11 protein-coding genes are annotated in these 17,130 nt (G+C 64.9%); 10 read left to right on the forward strand and 1 reads right to left on the reverse strand.

Annotated features, from left to right (window positions below; translation table 11 throughout):
- Positions 1 to 43: 43 nt before the first annotated feature.
- The 7 genes from J2S96_RS08720 to J2S96_RS08750 all read left to right on the forward strand — a co-directional run bounded on the left by J2S96_RS08720 (position 44) and on the right by J2S96_RS08750 (position 10,141).
- Complete coding sequence (locus J2S96_RS08720) at positions 44 to 1,729, forward strand: DUF885 domain-containing protein (RefSeq protein ID WP_306861899.1); 1,686 nt, start codon at positions 44 to 46, stop codon at positions 1,727 to 1,729.
- A 304-nt stretch (positions 1,730 to 2,033) separates the two neighbouring features.
- Positions 2,034 to 3,446, forward strand: coding sequence for a dicarboxylate/amino acid:cation symporter (locus J2S96_RS08725; protein WP_306861901.1), 1,413 nt, complete (start codon positions 2,034 to 2,036; stop codon positions 3,444 to 3,446).
- A 97-nt stretch (positions 3,447 to 3,543) separates the two neighbouring features.
- Positions 3,544 to 3,969 (forward strand): YbjQ family protein, encoded by a 426-nt coding sequence (locus tag J2S96_RS08730; RefSeq protein WP_306861903.1) that lies wholly within the window; start codon positions 3,544 to 3,546, stop codon positions 3,967 to 3,969.
- 54 nt (positions 3,970 to 4,023) lie between these two features.
- Entirely contained in the window at positions 4,024 to 4,650 is a 627-nt protein-coding gene (locus J2S96_RS08735) for a TetR/AcrR family transcriptional regulator (RefSeq protein ID WP_306861907.1), read from the forward strand.
- Between the two features lie 20 nt (positions 4,651 to 4,670).
- The gene (locus J2S96_RS08740; RefSeq protein WP_306861909.1) at positions 4,671 to 7,193 is read left to right on the forward strand and encodes an MMPL family transporter; all 2,523 of its coding nucleotides are present in this window, start codon (positions 4,671 to 4,673) and stop codon (positions 7,191 to 7,193) included.
- Positions 7,194 to 7,509: 316 nt separating this feature from the next.
- Entirely contained in the window at positions 7,510 to 8,172 is a 663-nt protein-coding gene (locus J2S96_RS08745) for a Maf family protein (protein WP_306861911.1), read from the forward strand.
- Positions 8,173 to 8,332: 160 nt separating this feature from the next.
- Positions 8,333 to 10,141, forward strand: coding sequence for an acetyl/propionyl/methylcrotonyl-CoA carboxylase subunit alpha (locus J2S96_RS08750; protein ID WP_306861914.1), 1,809 nt, complete (start codon positions 8,333 to 8,335; stop codon positions 10,139 to 10,141).
- 78 nt (positions 10,142 to 10,219) lie between these two features.
- Here J2S96_RS08750 and J2S96_RS08755 read toward each other — a convergent pair whose 3' ends face one another.
- Positions 10,220 to 11,629 (reverse strand): MFS transporter, encoded by a 1,410-nt coding sequence (locus tag J2S96_RS08755; protein WP_306861916.1) that lies wholly within the window; start codon positions 11,627 to 11,629, stop codon positions 10,220 to 10,222.
- 291 nt (positions 11,630 to 11,920) lie between these two features.
- Here J2S96_RS08755 and J2S96_RS08760 point away from each other — a divergent pair, with 291 nt between their 5' ends.
- Genes J2S96_RS08760 through J2S96_RS08770 form a run of 3 tightly spaced genes read left to right on the forward strand, consistent with a single transcriptional unit; the run spans position 11,921 to position 17,068 of the window.
- On the forward strand, positions 11,921 to 13,327 hold the full coding sequence (locus J2S96_RS08760) for an MFS transporter (RefSeq protein WP_370873052.1): 1,407 nt from the start codon (positions 11,921 to 11,923) through the stop codon (positions 13,325 to 13,327).
- A 1-nt stretch (position 13,328) separates the two neighbouring features.
- Complete coding sequence (locus J2S96_RS08765; RefSeq protein ID WP_306861919.1) at positions 13,329 to 15,509, forward strand: molybdopterin oxidoreductase family protein; 2,181 nt, start codon at positions 13,329 to 13,331, stop codon at positions 15,507 to 15,509.
- The gene (locus J2S96_RS08770; RefSeq protein WP_306861921.1) at positions 15,506 to 17,068 is read left to right on the forward strand and encodes an FAD-dependent oxidoreductase; all 1,563 of its coding nucleotides are present in this window, start codon (positions 15,506 to 15,508) and stop codon (positions 17,066 to 17,068) included. Before J2S96_RS08765 ends, J2S96_RS08770 begins: the two co-directional genes overlap by 4 nt.
- Positions 17,069 to 17,130: the final 62 nt, after the last annotated feature.

Consider the following 17,130-nt stretch of genomic DNA (forward strand, 5'->3'; position numbering starts at 1 on the left):
AGCAACCCTTTCATAAGGGGCACCCCGCCGCTAGGCTCGTGGAGTGACTACTCCTAACACAGCTCCGGCACGCCTCCAGACTGCCATCGACGCGGTCGCCGACGCCTACACGGACACCCTCCTTGCCCTCAACCCAAGCCTCGCCACCACCCTCGGGCTGCCCGGACACGAAACCGACTACCAGGATTTCTCGCCTGCGGGCGCGGAGGCATTCGCCAAGGCCGCGCGCCACACCCTCGACGAGCTTGCCGCACTCGAACCCACCGACGCCTCCGACGTCGTCACCCTGGACGCAATGCGGGAACGGCTCGGCTTGGCGCTTGAGATCCATGAGTCCGGATGGGACGCCGCGGAGCTGAACAATATCGAGTCACCGGCCCAAACGATCCGCTCGATCTTCGACCTCATGCCCACCGACACGGCGGAACACTGGGAGCACATCGCCGGCCGCGCGGCCAACGTTGCGGACGCGGTGGACGGGTACATCGCTTCCCTTCGATCGGCCAAGGAAGCAGGGAAAGTCTCCGCGGTCCGCCAAGTCAAGATCGTCATCGAACAGACCAGCAAATACGCGGCCGAGGACGGCTTTTTCGCCAAGCTCGCCGCCGAAGCCTCCATCGACGGCCAGCCGCTGCCGGCGGAACTGCAGGAAAAGCTCGACGCCGGTGCCGCCGTCGCGCGTTCCGCCTACTTGCGCCTCGCCGCCTTCCTCGAAGCTGAACTTCTGCCCTTTGCCCCCGAAAAGGACGCCGTAGGCCGCGAACGCTACGCACTGGCCTCGCGTTCCTTCCTCGGTGCAACAGTGGACCTGGAGGAAACGTACGCGTGGGGCGTGCAGGAACTCGACAGGCTCATCGCGGAACAGGAACGGGTGGCCGAGCAAATCAAGGCCGGGGCGTCCATCCAGGAAGCCAAAGCAATCCTCGACAACGATCCCAAGCGGCAAATCAAAGGCACGGATGCCCTCAAGGCCTGGATGCAGGAGCTCTCCGACCGCGCAGTATCGGAACTGGCCGACGTCCACTTCGACATCCCGGACATCATGAAGACGCTCGAATGCCGCATCGCACCCACGGACGAAGGCGGGATCTACTACACGGGTCCCTCCGACGACTTCTCCCGGCCCGGCCGCATGTGGTGGTCCGTCCCCGCCGGCGAGGACACCTTCACCACGTGGGCCGAAACCACCACGGTGTTCCACGAAGGCGTACCCGGCCACCATCTCCAGGTAGCCACCGCCGTCTACCGCCGCGAGCTCCTCAACAGCTGGCGACGGAACGTGTGCTGGGTGTCCGGGCACGGCGAAGGCTGGGCACTCTATGCCGAAAAGCTCATGCTGGAGCTTGGCTACCTCAAGGACCCGGGCGACCACATGGGCATGCTGGACATGCAGCGCATGCGGGCGGCCCGTGTGGTGTTCGACATCGGCGTCCACCTCGAGCTGAACGTTCCAGAACGTTGGGGCAGCGGTACCTGGACCTCGGACAAGGGCTTCGAGTTCCTCAAGGCCAACCTGCCCATCAGCGCGGGCCAGCTCCAGTTCGAATTCACCCGCTACCTCGGCTGGCCGGGCCAGGCTCCGTCCTACAAAGTAGGGCAGCGGCTGTGGGAAGAGATCCGCACCGAACTCCAGCGCCGCGACGGCTTCGACCTCAAGTCTTTCCACACGGACGCGCTCAACATCGGATCCGTCGGCCTGGACACGCTGCGCCGGGCGTTGCTGGGGTAGCTTGTCTCGCGACCGCCCCGGGTTCCGCCCGGCGGGCGGACATCCTTGGCGTGCTCGCTCCTTCGTCGCTTAGACGCACGCTGCCGGATGCCCGCCCTCTGGGCGTCGGCGTTCGGCGCACGCACCACTGCAAAGCGCGCTGGTATTCAAGAGACATTTCCCACATTGCCGGCGGGAATAACTTCATAAAAGCGCGGCGTGGCGCTGGATTCCGGGGTGTCTGGGTGAGTTGGGTGGATTTTCGCGCGTAACATTTCTCAACATTTGCTTTTCATGGTATTTGCGAGCCACCTAGTTTGTTCCGGTGAGCAATTCATCCAACACTTCGACTTCCGCCGGAAAGACTGCGTCCCGGCTTCCCAAGTGGACAACATCCTTCGGTGTCCAGATCATCGCGGCCTTGGTCATCGGCCTGGCACTCGGCCTCCTGGCCAAAGCCACCGGTAGCACCACGAAGGCTCCCAACGGGCTCGGGGCCACCCTGCAGACCATCGGCTCAAGCTATGTCTCGCTGCTGCAGACCGCCGTCGTGCCGTTGATCTTCACCGCCGTTGTGAGCTCCATCGCGAACCTCCGCCAAGTGTCCAACGCGGCGAAATTGGCGTGGAACACCCTGCTCTGGTTCGCCATCACCTCGCTCATAGCCGTGACGATCGGCATTGGACTCGGAGTGCTTTTGCAGCCGGGCTCCGGCACCGGCATCACCAAGAAGGCCGAGTACGCCGGAAAGACCGGCGATTGGTGGGCGTTCCTTACCGGCCTCTTCCCGAAGAACTTCCTGGGCATCGGCGCGAGCACCAGCGTCACTGACGGTGTCGCCAGCACCTCGATCAGCTTCAACGTGCTCCAAATCCTGGTGATCGCCATCGCGGTCGGCGTCGCCGCCCTCAAGGTCGGCAAGCAGGCCGAACCGTTCCTGAACCTCAATGCGTCTGCCCTGGCAGTGATCCAGAAGGTTCTCTGGTGGATCATCCGCATCGCTCCGGTGGGTACCATCGGCCTGATCGGCAACGCCGTAGCGGTGTACGGCTGGGACACTATCGGCTCGCTCGGCAAGTTCACCGTGGCCATCTACGCGGGCCTCGTTTTGGTGCTGTTCGTGGTCTACCCCGTCTTGGTCAAGTCCCACGGGCTCTCGATCAAGCAGTACTACTCGGGCGTGTGGCCTGCGGCCCAGCTGGCTTTCGTCTCGCGTTCCTCGATTGGCACGCTCCCGCTCACGCAACGCGTAGCTGAGCGCAACCTCGGCGTTCCCCAGGGTTACGCGTCCTTCGCCGTGCCGCTCGGCGCCACCACGAAAATGGACGGCTGCGCCGCCATCTACCCGGCCGTCGCCGCGATCTTCGTTGCCCAGTTCTTCGGCATCAACCTGGACTTCAGCCAATACCTGCTGATCGTTGTGGTTTCGGTCCTGGGTTCCGCGGCAACGGCGGGTACCACGGGCGCCGTCGTCATGCTCACGCTCACCCTGTCCACGCTGGGGCTGCCGCTCGCCGGCGTCGGGCTCCTCCTGGCGATCGACCCCATCCTGGATATGGGCCGCACCGCCGTCAATGTCGCAGGACAGGCGCTGGTTCCCGCCATCGTCGCCAAACGGCAGGGAATCCTTGACGAATCCCTCTACAACGCCCCGCGAAAGGGAACCGCATTCGCGGCCGAGACAGAGCCTGCGGAGGCCTCCGGGCAGACTCGCGAACTCGCAGGCGCCAAGGCCTAAAGGCAGAGCTCACCGCCGTACGGACAAATCCCCGGAAACTCCCGGGGATTTGTCCGTTTAACGGGGCGGGGCAGGGGATTCTGGATAGGCTCTGTCCATGCTGATCGTCACCTCGAACAAGATTCCGGGCCACAGGATCGACGCTGTCTTTGGCGAAGTCATGGGCCTCACCGTGCGCTCACGGGATATCGGCGCGCAGGTCATGGCCGGATTCCGGTCACTCGGCGGTGGCGAACTGCCCGAAATGACCAAGGCCCTGTATGAAAGCCGCCAGGAAGTCATGGCCCGAATGGTCACCGAAGCGCAGCAGCGCGGCGCCAACGCCATCGTGGCCATGCGCTTCGACACATCCGAAATGGGCGGCAATTGGACCGAAGTGTGCGCCTACGGGACTGCTGTGTTCGCCATCCCCCTCGCCGAGGGCGAGCCCGGCGCCACCGGCCAGTCGATCTACCTGACCAGCGCCGCAGCGCGACAGGCATCGCAATCCGCGCAAGCGCCCCAAGAATCGCTCCAGCAATAGCCCCCGCGCACATTTAACTTGCTCAGAGTGCAAACTTGCACCTAGTGTAAGTGGGTGACCACTTCCGAAAGCGTTCTGCCCTCGCGCCGCGAACAGAACAAACTGGCTACGCGCCGAGCCATCGCCGACGCGGCTCTTTCCGTGCTGCGAAGCAAGGGAATCGGCAATTTCACCGTGGAGGACATCGCGGAAGAAGCCGGCGTGTCCCGCCGCACCTTCTTCAACTATTTCCCGAGCCTCGAAGCCTCTTTGGCTTCAGTCACCGAAGGGTTCCTGGACAACGCACTGGAACAGTTCCGCCTGCGGCCGGCCAACGAACCCATCCTCGAATCCGCACAGGCCGCCCTCATGGCACTGGCGGACCCCATGACAGTCGCGCCGATGGCTGAACTTTTCAGCCTCACGCAGGACAACCGGACCTTGGCCCGTTCCGAACTCGAAGCCTGGGACCACTGCACCAACCAGATCATCGACGCCGCCCGGCACCGCCTGGGCCCGGACGCCGATGAACTCTATCTGCGCGCCCTCGCCGGGTCCATCGTCTCCTGCGGAAAAGCGGCCATGACCATCTGGTTCGAAGACCGCGGATCGGATCTCTCCGCCGAATCATTGGCATCCCTCCGGCAACACCTCATCAACGCTATTGGCCTGCTCGGTTCAGGCTTCAACCCCTCGGCATAACCACACAGATCGGTTCCGAAATGGCACTCCTGCTCTACCGCCTTGGCAAGTTCTCTTACCGTCACCGCTGGCTGGTGATCTCCCTCTGGCTGGCCGTGCTCGTGGCCGTTGGCGGCTCCGCTGCCGCCTTCCACGGCACCATGTCCAACAACTTCCAGATCCCCGGTACCGAGACCCAGCAAATGCTGGACAAACTCAAGAAGGACCTTCCCGCCTCCGCGGGTGGTTCCGCGGGGATCGTTTTCGAAGCCGGCGACGCCGGATTCAACCAAGCCGGCAAGGACGCCATCGCGTCTGCCCTCGCCCAGTTGGAAAAACTGCCGGATGTGCAATCCACGGTCAACCCCTTCACAACCCAAGCCGCCTTGGACAAGGCGCCGTCCGATCTTGCTGCCGGGGAACAGAGGGCGGCCGCCGGGCAGGCCGAGCTGGACAAGGCCCGTGCCACGCTCGATGCAGGCGATGCCCAACTCAAGGCCGCGGAGCAGCAAATGACAGCTGCAGGGATGCCAGCCGCGGCCATCGAGGCCCAACTTGCCACGCAAAAGGCCGAGCTGGCAGCGGGTCGGCAGAAGCTCGACGCCGGTCAGAAGCAGGCCGCGGACGGCGCCGCCGCCCTTGCGTTGGCCAAGCGCCAGGTGACAGCGTCCCAAGGCATGCGTTTCGTCTCCGAAGACGGTAAAGCGGCGATCGCCCAGGTCCAGTTCAAGACCTCGATCAACGGCTTGACCCCCGCGGTCCGGCAGCAAGTCCAGGACATTGTCCACGGAGTCTCCTCGGCAGGTGTAACGGCCCTGGCCAGCAAGGAAATCACCGAGGATGTCTCGCAGATCTTTGGTGTCGCGGAGATCATCGGCATCGCGGTCGCGGCGATCGCCCTCATCGTGATGCTGGGAACGCTCGTTGCCGCGGGCTTGCCGCTCCTGATGGCGATCGTCGGGGTGGCCGTCGGCGTCGGCGGAACGTTCGCCCTTACCGGGGTCATTGACATGAGTTCCATCTCGCCGATGCTCGCACTCATGCTGGGTCTCGCCGTCGGAATCGACTACTCGCTCTTCATCGTCAACCGCCACCGCGGGCAATTGCTTTCGGGGATGGACGCGGAGGAATCAGTAGCTCTTGCCACGGGCACGTCAGGTAATGCCGTTCTCTTCGCAGGCCTCACTGTCGTCATCGCGCTTGCCGCACTGGTGGTTCCGGGGCTCCCGTTCCTGGCGGTCATGGGCCTGTCGGCGGCAGCGACGGTGGCGGTCGCCGTCGTCGTCTCCCTGACCCTGACCCCGGCAGTCCTCTCGCTGGTGGGCCGCAAACTGATCTCGAAGCGCGCCTGGGCGAAGGCAGAGCGCCACAACGCCGAGCCGGACCATGCCTTCGCGGACCGCGTCGAGGACCAGCGGCGAAGCAGCCGTGGTTGGGGCGGGCTGGTGACCCGGCATCCGGTCGTCTCGCTGCTGGCCGGCGTGGTACTGCTCGGGGTGCTGGCCCTCCCGGCTTCCCAGTTGCGCCTCGCTTTGCCCGACGGCGGTTCGGAACCGGTCGACTCGCAAGCTTTCAAGGCATATGACCTCACCCGCACGAGCTTCGGCGAAGGCATGACCGGTCCAATCGTCGTCGTCGGCACCTTCCCGTCCGGTCTCAGCGAAGAACAGGCCAAGACCAAGCAGTTCGACGTCGCGGACAAACTGCGCAGCGTAGACAACGTCGTGGCAGCCGTGCCGGTCGCCCTCAGCCAGGATTACCGCACGGCCGTTTTCCAGGTCATCCCCAAGGACGGGCCCGCGAGTGCCAGCACCGTCCAAGTGGTCTCGGAGCTGCGGGCGAAGGGTTCCGACATCCAGCGGGCCACCGGCGCCACCATTGGTCTGACGGGGCAGACAGCCGGCAATATCGACGTTTCCGCGAAGCTCGGTGCCGCGTTGCCGCCGTACTTGGCTATCGTCGTCGGGCTCTCCCTGGTCCTCCTGCTGCTGGTGTTCCGCTCGATCGTCGTGCCGCTGCTCGCCACCGGCGGCTTCCTGCTCTCCCTCGCGGCAGCCTTTGGAGCCGTAGTGGCCGTGTACCAGTGGGGCTGGCTGGGATCCGTGTTCGACGTCGCCAATCCCGGAGCCGTGCTGAGCTTCCTGCCGATCATCCTGATTGGCGTGTTGTTCGGCCTGGCCATGGACTACCAGGTGTTCATCACCTCGGGCATGCGCGAATCGTTCATGCACGGCGAGAGCGCGAAGCAGGCGGTCCGAAGCGGCTTCAGCCATGCCGCAGCTGTGGTCACGGCCGCTGCCATCATCATGGTCAGCGTATTCTCCGGCTTCATTTTCAGCCATTTGACCATGGTCCGGCCGCTCGGTTTCGCAATGGCGTTCGGCGTGCTCGTCGATGCGTTCGTGGTGCGGATGACGATCGTTCCGGCCGTGATGTACCTGTTGGGCGAGAAGGCCTGGTGGCTGCCTCGCTGGCTGTCCCGGATCCTGCCCGACGTCGACGTCGAGGGCGCCAACCTCCAGCGCACGACGGCGGGAAGCGGGGCCAAGGAACTGGTCCACTAGGCGTTCGGTCGCCTCGGCGGAAGGACGGGCGTCGGTTCTGTGTCCGGAACCGACGCCCGCTCACTTAAACCGCACTTTCCCCAAACGCCCGCTCACCTCTCGCCCGCTTTCCCCAAACGCCCGCTCACCTGTCGCCCGCTTTCCCCAAACGCCCGCTCACCTTTGGCCGGTCGTCCCGGCCGATCGGGGACTGGGGGGACTGTCGGATAAACGAATGGCGTCCAGCCAGGAACCGCCACAAATGACCGGGCGTCCGGCCAGGAACCGCCACAAGTGACTGGGCGTCCGGAGTGGCGTTGCGTACTACGCTTGTGCCGTGACCCGATTGATCCTGGCTTCCCAGTCCCCCGCCCGCACCAAGCTCCTCACGGAGGCCGGCATCCACCACGAGGTCCTCGTCTCCGACGTCGACGAGGACGCAGTGCAAGCCCGGTATGGGGTGACCGACGCGCATGACACAGCCCTCCTGCTCGCCCGCGCCAAAGCCGAGGCAGTCGCGTCCCTGCCCGACGCCGAGGGGGCCCTCGTGATCGGCTGCGATTCCGTGTTCGAATTCGACGGCGAATCGCACGGGAAGCCGTACACGGTGGACGTGGCCAAGGAACGGATGCTGCGCATGAGCGGCTCCAAGGGCGTACTCCACACAGGGCACTGGCTCGTGGATTGCCGCGAAACCGCAGCGGGCTCGGAGGACGGCGGGGCGGCCGATGGCACGGGCGCCACAGTCGGAGCGGTCTCCAGCGCAGAAGTCCACTTTGCGGAGATGAGCGAGAAGGACATTGACGCCTACATCGCCACGGGCGAGCCCTTGCACTGTGCGGGTTCGTTCACGATCGACGGCCTGGGCGGTGCCTTCATCCGGAAGGTCGACGGCGACCCGCACGCCGTCGTCGGGCTCTCCATCTCCACCCTCCGCGATCTGCTGGGGCAAGCGAACATCGGAATCACCGAGCTCTGGATCCAAAACGGCTCAGAGTGAGCAGCGAAGAAAGGCGGTCCGGGTTTCCGGCCCAATAGCCGATTTCCGGGCTTTGTAGCAACCCTACAAAGACTGGCCGTCTTACACACGGAATCCCCCATCAATATGGGCGGAACCCTCAAAATCACGCTAGGCTCCCTGAAGGACAGAAGGAGTCAACTTGTCAGCAAATCCGGCGCAGCCCATTTCCAGCCCTCTCACCAAGGTCTTGATCGCCAACCGAGGCGAAATCGCGGTCCGCATTATCCGTGCGGCCCGGGACGAAGGCATCGCCTCCGTGGCCGTCTATGCAGACCCCGACCGCGACGCCCTGCACGTCCGGCTGGCAGATGAGGCCTATGCGCTGGGCGGCAACACCGCCGCCGAGTCGTACCTCGTGATGGACAAGTTGATCGAGGTCGCGAAGCACTCGGGTGCCGATGCCATCCACCCCGGTTATGGCTTCCTCGCGGAAAACGCGCAGTTCGCCGAGAAGGTCATCGACGCCGGCATCACCTGGATCGGCCCGTCCCCGCAAGCCATCTCCGCATTGGGCGACAAGGTTCAGGCACGCCACATCGCCGAAAAGGTAGGCGCTCCCCTGGTTCCCGGCACGGCAGATCCTGTGGAGTCCGCTGACGAGATCCTGGCCTTCGCGAAGGAATTCGGACTCCCGATCGCCATCAAGGCTGCCTACGGTGGCGGCGGCCGCGGGATCAAGGTTGCCCGCACCATCGAGGAAATCCCTGAGCTTTTCGAGTCCGCCGTGCGCGAGGCCATCGCAGCCTTCGGCCGCGGCGAGTGCTTCATTGAGCGCTTCCTGGATTCCCCGCGCCACGTCGAGACCCAGTGCCTTGCGGATGCCTACGGAAACGTCGTTGTGGTTTCCACCCGCGACTGTTCCCTCCAGCGCCGCAACCAGAAACTCGTCGAGGAAGCCCCGGCGCCGTTCCTGACTCCCGAGCAGAACGAGCGGCTGTACGAGTCCTCCAAGGCCATCCTGAAGGAAGCCGGCTACCTGGGCGCGGGAACGTGCGAATTCCTGGTGGGCCAGGACGGCATCATCTCCTTCCTCGAGGTCAACACCCGCCTTCAGGTGGAGCACTGCGTTTCGGAGGAAGTCACCGGCATCGACCTGGTCCGTGAGCAGTTCCGCATCGCCCGGGGCGAGAAGCTCGGCTATGGCGACCCCGAGGTGCGGGGCCACTCCTTTGAGTTCCGCATCACCGGAGAAGACCCTGGCCGCAACTTCATGCCCGCGCCGGGAACCATCAGCACTTTGAAGAACCCGACGGGCCCGGGCGTCCGCGTCGACTCCGGCGTCGAGCAGGGCGATGTCATCAGCGGGAACTTCGATTCCATGCTGTCCAAGCTGGTCGTCACCGGCGCCACCCGCGAACAGGCCCTCCAGCGTTCCCGCCGTGCCCTCGAGGAAATGGTGGTCGAGGGCATCCCCACCGTCATTCCTTTCGACCTCGCAGTGGTGACCGATCCGGCGTTCGCTCCGGCCGAAGGCCCGTTCCAGGTGCACACCCGCTGGATCGAGACCGAGTTCATCAACAACATCCCGGCGTGGACGCCTACCGGAACCGGAGCAGAAGCTGCCGACGCCGGTGAGCGCCAGCGCGTCGTCGTCGAGGTCGGCGGCAAGCGTCTCGAAGTCGTCCTTCCCGCGACCCTCGGCTCGGTTTCCTCGGTAGCCAGCGCGGGCGCCAAGGGTGCGAAAGTCAAGAAGCGTTCACGCTCCGCGGGCGCTACAGCCGCTGTAACGGGCGGCGACGCCCTCACTTCGCCAATGCAGGGAACCATTGTCAAGGTGGCGGTAGCCGCCGGCGATGTAGTTGCAGAAGGCGATCTGATCGTGGTCCTCGAAGCCATGAAGATGGAACAACCCCTCACCGCCCACAAGGCCGGCACCATTCACGGCTTGGTGGCCAAAGCAGGCGAAACCGTCTCCGCAGGCGCAGTCATCGCGACGATCGAAGACTAGTCCCCACTGCCTAAACGACTCCGGCCCCGCACGCATTGTGCGGGGCCGGAGCCGTTTTAAAGCGAGTCTCTTACAGGGTCAGGCGACGTTGTTCTCGTAGTCCGCGTCCTTGGTTTCCCTGGACAGGAACAGTGCCACGAGCGTCAGGACTGCCATGGCGCTGAGGTAGACGCCAACCAGGACTGTGCTTCCCTTGGCCGATTCCCAGAGCCAGACCGCGATGAACGGAGCCACGGCCGCACCGAGGATGCTGGACATGTTGTAGCTGACGGCGGATCCGGTGTAGCGGACATTGGTGGGGAACAGTTCCGGAAGGAGCGCACCCATGGGGCCGAAGGTGAGGCCCATCAGCGAGAATCCGAGGATCAGCAGCGCCATGGTCCCCACGAAGCCGCCACTGAACAGCGGTACGAAGAGCAAGCCGAACACCAGGATTCCGGCGGTCACGGCCAGGAGCATCTTGCGGCGGCCGTACTTTTCGGCGAGCGGACCGGCGACCAGTGTGAAAATACCGAAGAAGACGACGCCGGCAATCAGCATCCAGAGGAAGTCGTTGCGGCTGAAGCCCAAGCCCGGGACGAACGCCGCGGCGGCCGCGTCGGTCATGGGTTTTCCGGCCTTCACCGCTGCGGCCTTCGCGCCCGCCAAAGTGGGTTTGGTGCCGTAGGTCAGCGTGAACGTGGTCATCAGGTAGAACAGCACGTACGTCGCGAGCATGATGAAGGTACCGAGGATCAGCGGGCGCCAGCTCTTCTTGAACACGCGTCCGATGGGCAGTTTGGCCACTTCATTCGACTCGAGCACCTTGGTGAACGCGGGAGTTTCAATGAGCTTGAGGCGCACGTAGAGGCCGAGGATCACCATGACGGCGCTGAGCAGGAACGGCACGCGCCAGCCCCAAGCAGCGAAGGCATCGGGAGTCAGGGTGTAGCTGAAGACCAGGAAGATGATGTTCGCCAGGATGAAGCCGATCGGAGCGCCCATCTGCGGGAAGGTTCCATAGATGGCGCGCTTGTTGGCCGGCGCGTTTTCCGTTGCGAGCAGCGCGGCACCGCTCCACTCACCACCGAGGGCCAATCCCTGGGCGAAGCGCAGGACTACGAGCAACGTGGGGGCCAGGAAGGTCCAGCCCGGTACCTGCGCGGTGGGGAGGCAACCGATCAGGAACGTGGCAATGCCCATGGTCAGGAGGGACGCAACCAGGGTTCCCTTACGACCGAACTTGTCACCGAAGTGGCCGAAAACGATCGAGCCAAGTGGCCGCGCGATGAAGGCGACACCGAACACTGCGAAGGAGCTCAGCAGCTGGGTGGTCTCGTCAGCGGACGGGAAGAACAGCTTGGGAAAGACGAGGACGGCAGCCGTGGCGTAAACGTAGAAATCGTAGAACTCGATGGACGTTCCAATGAGGCTGGCGAAGATCACCCGTCCCCGCGAGTTGACCGGCTTGACTGACTCGCTTTCCTTGGATTCAGCAATGGAAGACATGTAGTGGTTGCTTTCGTTCACGCCGGCCGGGCGTTGCTGGGCCTGCCGGCAAAAAATAATTGAGAGTTCAATAATAGTTCCCGACATCCAGCAAATGGACAATTTGTCCAGTATGCGGACATCTTCAAAAGTCCCACACTGTGGTCCACGCCACATATCCCCACCATCGCCTCACGCACCGGTGACACCCGCAGATAGGTGAATGTCACAGCACGTTTACACATCGCGACGGTCCGCGAAACGCGCCCTCCCTACCGTGGAAGTACAACGTCCCCACAAAGGAGGCACTCCGTGACTGTTGACCGAAACACCGCCATCCTCACCAACGAGGGGGCGCCCACCGCCCTCGCCCCCGAACTCGAACACCGTCCTGGCCGCTGGATTGCCAACTGGGATGCAGAGAACAAGGAGCAGTGGGAAGCCGCCGGCCGTTCCATCGCCAAGCGCAATCTGTACTGGTCCATCTTTGCCGAGTTCCTCGGCTTCGTCGTCTGGCAACTCTGGTCGATTGTCGTCGTCCAGCTCCCCGCGGCAGGCTTCAAGTTCGATACCAACCAGATCTTCTGGCTCATTTCGATCCCCAGCCTGGTCGGTGCCACGCTGCGCATCCCTTACACCTTCATGGTTCCGCGGTTCGGGGGTCGCAACTGGACCATCGTCTCAGCCCTCCTCCTGCTGATCCCGACGGCGGGCCTCGCCGTGTGTGTCTCGAACCCGGGGACCCCGTTCGCCGTCATGCTGCTTGTAGCGGGCCTCGCAGGCTTCGGCGGCGGCAACTTCGCCAGTTCGATGGCAAACATCACCTTCTTCTACCCGGCCCGTGAAAAGGGCTGGGCGCTGGGCCTGAACGCCGCGGGCGGAAACCTCGGTGCCGCCGTCGCGCAGCTCATCGTCCCGATCGCCGTCACCGTCCTGGCCGCCGGAACCGTCAACCTGTCCATGGCCGGCCTCATCTGGATTCCGCTCATCCTGGTCGCCGCGTTCGGCGCCTGGAAGTACATGAACAACCTCACGAGCGCCAAGGGTGATGTTGCAGGCTCCATCGCCGCGCTCAAGGAACCGCACCTGTGGATCATGGCGTTCCTGTACATCGGCACCTTCGGCTCGTTCATCGGTTTCTCCGGAGTCTTCCCCAAGCTGATCAAGGACTACTTCCCGGCTTTCTCCTCCGTGCACCTCGGTGCGGTTGTCCTCTCGCTCGCCTTCCTCGGACCGTTGGTCGGTTCCCTCGCCCGTCCCTACGGTGGACGGATGGCCGACCGCATGGGCGGAGCCCGGATGACCGTCACGGCGTTCGCAGCGATGGCGATCATCACCCTGACGATGATCTGGACCCTTCCGCTCAAGAACTTCTGGCTGTTCCTGGTGCTGTTCCTGTTCCTCTTCACGGCAAGCGGCTTTGGAAACGGCGCTACCTACCGCATGATTCCGGTCATCTTTGCCACGTCCAGCAGGGCCGCGCGCTCGGGGGCCAGCACCGCCAGCACCGCACGCCTCGCGTCTTCCTCGCTCGGCCTGATCTCGGCGATCGGCGCCTACGGCGGATTCGTCATCCCCCAGGTGCTCAACGCGTCCAGCTCTTCCGGCTCGTACACGCCTGCGTTCTATGGCTTCGTCGGCGCCTACGTACTGATGCTCATTGTCTGCTGGGTCTGCTATCTCCGGAAGGCCAACCGCAACGCGATGGGACACATCTAAGATGTCCAACGGCGCCGACACCCACTGCCCATATTGCGCGCTGCAGTGCGCCATGACCCTGACCCCGGCAGCGCCCACGACTCAGCCACTTCCGCCACTGGACGTGTCCGGCCGTGACTTCCCCACCAACCGGGGCGGGCTGTGCCGCAAAGGCTGGACGTCGCCGTCGTTGTTGAACCACACCGGACGCGTCACCGAGCCCATGCTCAAGGGGTCCGACGGCGTCCACCGGCCGGTCACCTGGGAGCAGGCGCTCATGCTGGTCACCGGAGCAGTCAAGCAGACCCGCGAGCAATACGGTGCCGACGCCGTCGGCGTGTTCGGCGGCGGCGGACTCACCAATGAGAAGGCCTACCAGTTGGGCAAGTTCGCCCGCTTGGCGCTGGGAACCTCGCGTATCGACTACAACGGACGTTTCTGCATGTCCTCCGCCGCGGCGGCGGGCAACCGCGCGTTCGGGGTGGACCGGGGCCTCCCTTTCCCCGTCGAGGACCTTGATTCGGCAAGCGTCATCTTCCTTCTCGGCTCCAATGTTGCCGAGACCATGCCGCCGTTCGTCCAGCACCTGCAGGGCGCGCGGGATTCCGGAGGGTTGATCGTGGCCGATCCGCGCCGCTCCGCCACCGCAGCATTCACCGGCGACGGCGGCGGGATCCACGTGCAGCCAACCCCGGGAACGGACCTCGCCCTGCTGTTGGGAATCTCCCACGTAGTAGTCCACGAAGGGCTTGCCGACACCGAATACCTCCAGGACCGCACCACCGGATACCCGGCAATCATCCGTAGCCTTTCCGCTTTCTGGCCGGAGCGGGTCCAGTCGATCACCGGCGTGCCTGCCACGCTCATCAGGGACACCGCCCGGCGCCTCGCCGACGGCGCGCGGCGCGGCGGCAGCTACATCCTGACCGGCCGCGGAGTGGAGCAGCACGTCGACGGCACGGACACCGCTACGGCCGCGATCAACCTGAGTCTCCTCCTCGGCCTGCCGGGATCATCCCGCAGCGGCTACGGCACACTGACTGGCCAAGGCAACGGCCAGGGTGGCCGCGAGCACGGCCAGAAGGCGGACCAGCTCCCCGGCTACCGCAAGATCACCGATCCCGCAGCCCGCGCCCATGTCGCCAAAGTATGGGGCGTGGACGAAACCCGCATCCCCGGCCCCGGCCTCCCGGCAGTTGAGCTGTTGAAGTCCTTGGGACAGCCCGACGGCGTCCGTTGCCTCTTCGTGCACGGAGCCAATGTTGCGGTCTCGGCCCCTGACGCCGGCGCGGTGATCGAGGGCCTGCGCAGCCTGGACTTCCTGGTGGTCTGCGACTTCTTCATGTCGGAGACCGCCCTGGAGGCGGACCTGGTCCTCCCGGTCACCCAGTGGGCCGAGGAAGAAGGCACGCTCACCAACCTCGAGGGCCGCGTGCTCCGGCGTCGGAAGGCACTTACCCCTCCCCCGGGCGTCCGCAGCGAATTGTGGCTCATGGCCCGTCTCGCCGACCTGCTCGACGCTCCATCCACGTTCAGCGACGATCCCGAGACCGTCTTCGAGGAACTCCGGCTCGCCTCGGCCGGCGGCTTGGCTGACTACGCCGGGATCGACTATGCCATGTTGGATCGCGGGGAAGCCGCCTACTGGCCCTACCCCACCGGCAGTTCGGGAACGCCGCGACTCTTCCTCGACAGCTTCGCGCACCCCGGTGGACGCGCGGTGATGGTCCCGGTGGCGCCGCAAAAGCGGTCCCGGCACTCCGCCGTCGTCGGCTCTGATCCCGAACCGCTCACGCTCGTCACCGGGCGGTTGCTGGAACACTACCAATCGGGCGCCCAGACCCGCCGCGTGCCTGAACTCGCCGCCGCACAGCCGGAGCCGCTCCTGCAGCTCCACCCCTCGACGGCGGCCGCCAGGGACATCTCCGCTGGCGAATTCGTCAGGGTCTCCAACGAGCGCGGAGAGGTCCTGTGCAGGGTGGAGCTGAGCACAGCGATCCGCACGGACACCGTCTTCCTGCCTTTCCATTTCCCGGGACCGGGCAGCGCTAACCGACTCACTGAGGCGGTCACGGACCCTATTTCGGGAATGCCGGAGTTCAAGTCCAGCAGGGTCCGGGTCCGGAAGGCGGCACTACCAGAGGTCGAACCGGAGTTGGCTGTGCAGGGCACATCGATTGTGCAGGTCAAGGAGGCATCGTGAGCGAACGAATTGTGGTGGTCGGGTTTGGTCCGGTGGCGGCCCGGTTGGTGGACGGGTTGGTGCCCGCTGTGCGCAGCGGCCTTGTGCAGCTGCTCGTCGTCGGGCAGGAAGTCGACCCCGCGTACAACCGCGTCATGGTGGCGGAACTCGGCGTGGGGCGCACCACCGCGGGGGCGCTCGCGATGGCGGACGCCAGCGATTTGGCGTCCGCCGGCGTCGAGGTCCGGCTGGGCGTCACCGTCAAACGCATCGACCGCGCCCGCCAGCAGGTGGTCCTTTCGGACGGAACCACGCCCGGCTATGACCGCCTGGTGTTCGCCACCGGCTCGCGGCCAGTCATCCCGAACCTCACTGGTATCAACCCCGATCCTTCACACCCGGTACTCCCGCCGGGCGTGACCGCCCTTCGCGACCTCCGCGACGCCGCCCAACTTCGCGACGCCGTGATTGCTGGCAAACGCGTGATCGTCCTCGGCGGCGGTGTCCTTGGCATCGAAACGGCTTTGGCCGCAGCTGAAGAAGGCGCACAGGCCACGGTGGTGCATAGCGGTTCCTTCCCGCTGGGCCGAAATATCGACCGCGGCGGTGGAGCGGTTCTTGCGGCCAGTTTGCGCAACAGCGGAATCACTGTAGTAGGCAACGCCCGATCCACGGCCGTCGAACACTTAGGACGGGACGGGATGTTCTCGGCCTTGGTGCTCGACGATGGCTCGAGGATCGAAGGCGACCTTCTAGTCCTGTCCTGCGGTGTTCGCCCACGGATCGAACTGGCCGAAGGCTGCGGGCTGCCTGCGGCCACCGGGATCCTGGTGGATCACCGCCTGCGGACCCACCATGAGCGGCACATGTTCGCGATCGGCGACTGTGCCGAAGTCCGCTGCGCTGATGCCGGGTGCGTCGAATGCCGCACGGCACCGGGTCCTTCCGGGCTGGTGGGTCCAGGCTGGCGCCAAGCCGAGTGGCTCGCCGAGTACCTGGGCCTTCTTGCCGAGCACGGCCAGGACGCGGCGGAGAGCTTGGAGCCGCTGCCGCGGGAGAAGGCCGCCGTCGTGGTGTTGAAGGCACGCGACATCAATCTGGCGGTCGCCGGCGACAACAGCGCCGAACCGTGGGATGACGAGTTGCTGTCCGCCGGTGTCTCCGAGGGGATGCCTCGCCGCCAGGTTGCCCAGTGGGCCGATCCCGAACACGGCCGCTACGTCAAAATGACGACGCGCGGCGGCGTGCTCGAAGGACTCGTCACGGTGGGGATGCCGCGCACGGCCGCGGAACTCGTGATGCTGTTCGAACGTGGCTCCGAACTGCCGGCTGACCGTTCACTCCTGCTGCGCCTCGACGGACCGGACCAGCTCGATTCTTCTGCTTCACACAATGACCCGCAACGCACGGTATGCCGCTGCGCAGGGGTCAGCGGTGCGGGCATCGAGGAAGCCGTGCTGGATGGCTGCTCTTCCGTGCCGGAGGTTTCCAAGGCAACCCGCGCGGGGACTGGGTGCGGAGGATGCCATGGGGACATCAAGGCACTTATTGAGCGGCACTTCCAGGGGGTTGCGGCGTAGCATTCTGTTTCACGCGACGCAAAATGCCTCACGACACGCGAATTCGCGTGTCGTGAGGCATT

The organism is Arthrobacter bambusae (genome assembly GCF_030812595.1).
In the GTDB taxonomy this organism is placed as follows: domain Bacteria; phylum Actinomycetota; class Actinomycetes; order Actinomycetales; family Micrococcaceae; genus Arthrobacter; species Arthrobacter bambusae_B.

Excerpts from the sequence above, each read along its gene's own strand:
- J2S96_RS08730 (WP_306861903.1), top strand. The coding sequence starts at position 3,544 with ATGCTGATCGTCACCTCGAACAAGATTCCGGGCCACAGGATCGACGCT.
- J2S96_RS08765 (WP_306861919.1), top strand. The coding sequence starts at position 13,329 with ATGTCCAACGGCGCCGACACCCACTGCCCATATTGCGCGCTGCAGTGC.
- J2S96_RS08740 (WP_306861909.1), top strand. The coding sequence starts at position 4,671 with ATGGCACTCCTGCTCTACCGCCTTGGCAAGTTCTCTTACCGTCACCGC.
- J2S96_RS08755 (WP_306861916.1), bottom strand. The coding sequence starts at position 11,629 with ATGTCTTCCATTGCTGAATCCAAGGAAAGCGAGTCAGTCAAGCCGGTC.